Source organism: Alistipes sp. (assembly GCF_048465575.1).
Taxonomy (GTDB): domain Bacteria; phylum Bacteroidota; class Bacteroidia; order Bacteroidales; family Rikenellaceae; genus Alistipes.
The window spans coordinates 1-2,390 of the sequence record NZ_DBFWLG010000025.1 but is presented as its reverse complement, the minus strand read 5'-3'; the positions used below and the strand labels follow the sequence as shown (position 1 = coordinate 2,390).

The 2,390-nt window shown below is 34.7% G+C and carries 4 protein-coding genes; 1 reads left to right on the top strand and 3 read right to left on the bottom strand.

Annotated features, from left to right (window positions below; genetic code table 11):
- Positions 1-330: 330 nt before the first annotated feature.
- Both ACMQ11_RS07660 and ACMQ11_RS07655 read right to left on the bottom strand, forming a co-directional pair.
- Positions 331-561, bottom strand: a complete 231-nt coding sequence (locus ACMQ11_RS07660; RefSeq protein WP_412350022.1) for a hypothetical protein — start codon at positions 559-561, stop codon at positions 331-333.
- Between the two features lie 6 nt (positions 562-567).
- On the bottom strand, positions 568-861 hold the full coding sequence (locus tag ACMQ11_RS07655; protein WP_412350023.1) for a hypothetical protein: 294 nt from the start codon (positions 859-861) through the stop codon (positions 568-570).
- 308 nt (positions 862-1,169) lie between these two features.
- On the opposite strand from ACMQ11_RS07655, the gene ACMQ11_RS07650 reads away from it, so the two are divergent.
- Positions 1,170-1,403, top strand: coding sequence for a hypothetical protein (locus ACMQ11_RS07650; protein ID WP_418992174.1), 234 nt, complete (start codon positions 1,170-1,172; stop codon positions 1,401-1,403).
- Positions 1,404-1,528: 125 nt separating this feature from the next.
- On the opposite strand, the gene ACMQ11_RS07645 is transcribed toward ACMQ11_RS07650, so the two are convergent.
- Positions 1,529-1,756, bottom strand: a complete 228-nt coding sequence (locus ACMQ11_RS07645) for a helix-turn-helix domain-containing protein (RefSeq protein WP_418992173.1) — start codon at positions 1,754-1,756, stop codon at positions 1,529-1,531.
- Positions 1,757-2,390 lie beyond the last annotated feature (634 nt).

The window sequence follows — 2,390 nt, the reverse complement described above, 5'->3', positions numbered from 1 at the left end:
ATATAAAAAAACAAATAAACAAATAAACAAAAAAAGAAACTACCCAAATAGATGATTTTACTATTTTTAGCAGTTCCTTGAAATAATTATTAATTATGATTGGTCGAGGACTGGAGATTTTCCAGCTCCTGGCCGGCAGTTGGGACATTTGGTATCTTGTCCAATGCTCCAGCCTAATTTTCTTAAATCACGGGTCATATCTTTTTTAGTACGTATAGACTTATAATAAGATATACGGCCGCATTTAGCGCATTTGGCACCGCTTATGAATGGCATACATATTCCTCCTTTGATGAAAAAAATAAAAGTTACATTACTTTCAAACCGGCCTTACTTAAATATTTCTAAAAAGTCATTATAATTGTTGACATGAGCATACCCTTTTTTTATAACTCCATTAGAGGTTATAAAATGGTATCCAAATTTGTCCGGTTCTATTTTTATATTATAAAACTGTGCTATCTTTAATACGCTTTTATAATCTAAATTATCTTCTGTCGAGTTTCCAAGTAGCCCAACAACTATACTTGTTTCCGTCTCTAATATCTTTGAGAATGCCATAATGTTTTAGATCTCCAATAATTTCTTAGTCATATCTATGGTATCGAGTGCTATCTGAAATCCTGCAATTACCTTTTTTATCTCCGTTGGTGGAAGAGAGCCGTAACTGGTTGTTTGAATCACGAAAGTAGGTATATCCTTTTCCGATTCGGTAAAGATTGAGGGTAAATAGCGATCTCCCATAGGACGGATCATAAGCCTGTAGCCCTGCGGAGCCCATGAACAATGCTCCTGAGATATATAATATCCATTTTCCAAATCATATAATTTTGTGCCTTCTGTTTTTGCAATTAATTTCATAATACCCTCCTTATAGTGATTTGTAGATTTGGCCAGGAACATTTACCATATATAATGCTTTTTTTCTGGCGCAGCTTGCAAGTTTCCGGATTTCTTGTCTCTGTTCATTGACATATCCAGGCTCCTTCCAATTTTTTATTAATACCTATTATATACTTGCGCAAGTATGTAATCTATGGATGATTGTCACAAAGTTACGCAAGTATATTTGTAAATGTTGTATACTTGCGTAACTTAATAACCAATGTTATACTTGCATAAGGCGGGAGGTGGGTAAAATTAAAATGCCGGATACTCGGAATAATGGGATGGCAAAGGCCAGCACCAGAGCTAAGAATAAAAATAATAGCAAAAATTATGATAGATTGTACCCTTTTATAAAAAAAGGGGGAAAAAAAGAAATAGAAGAGGCTGCAGCTGCAGCGAAGGAGAGCCTTAACATTTATATAATTAAGGCTATCTACCAAAGAATGGAAAATGAGGGATGGAGCCATATGGCTCCACCAGGAGAAGACGAGGAATCAGAACAGGTGAAGGATTGAGCATCTGCTAAGTTCCTTTCAGCTTATAATTCTGTGTAGGTGTGGGTTTGGTCATGCAATCCGATCTGACTAGGGCTACATTACCCAGGCTGATCCGGATAAAAATAAGCGGCTGCAGAAGCCGCTCATGTATTCTTTTTAGGATATGGTTTTTTCGTATCAGTTCGTTCAATGATATAATCAGTACTGGTTTTGTATAGGTCAGCAAGTTCGGATAATATTTCGGTAGGGAGAGATCGAGTTCCGTTTTCATAATGTGAGTAGGCCCGCTGTGAAATATGTATACAGTGTGCTACATATGTTTGGTTCCAGTCCTGCTCTTCTCTTAAATCTTGTAGTCTTCTATATCTCATACGACAACTCCAATCTAATAAGCTCATGTTATTATACGTTAGAACAAATTGGACTATTGACAGTTGGAACGAATTGGGCTAAATTGGTAAATGGGGGTGAGAGTGTGAGTGAATATGAATTAATAATCAAAAAAATGAAAAAACGTGGTATAGTGCCGCGAATACACTATGAGTTACAGGCAATAAGAATTTTTTCTGTATCTTTAGTTTTCCTAATTGGCTGCTTGTATATAATAAGAAAATCATAGGTAGCCATATGGCTACTTATGATTGGAGGTGATAATTTACTATATAATTTTAGATGAGTATGTTATAATGTATTGGTATAGAGTGGCTGGAAAGGCTGGCCACATCATGAAAATGAAAAGAAAAAATAAATCTTTACGGGCTGTAAGTGTCTTTAAGCTTAACAGTTCCTTCGATCTAATCTCAGATTGTGTAATACCTTACACAGCATTTTCCCCGAATCAAACCGTAGAGGCAATAATCTATAAAAACAAAATTGTTATAAAGCCAATTCGTACAAAAAATCCCCCCAAATTATAATTATTTAATAGCCACTCTATACAAATATACAAAATAAAGACATAAAAAAATAAAAAACATAAAGTCATATAAACATAAAAAAATAAAA

Coding starts and splice junctions, on each gene's coding strand:
- ACMQ11_RS07660 (WP_412350022.1), bottom strand. CDS start 561: ATGGCATTCTCAAAGATATTAGAGACGGAAACAAGTATAGTTGTTGGG.
- ACMQ11_RS07645 (WP_418992173.1), bottom strand. CDS start 1,756: ATGAGATATAGAAGACTACAAGATTTAAGAGAAGAGCAGGACTGGAAC.
- ACMQ11_RS07655 (WP_412350023.1), bottom strand. CDS start 861: ATGAAATTAATTGCAAAAACAGAAGGCACAAAATTATATGATTTGGAA.
- ACMQ11_RS07650 (WP_418992174.1), top strand. CDS start 1,170: ATGGCAAAGGCCAGCACCAGAGCTAAGAATAAAAATAATAGCAAAAAT.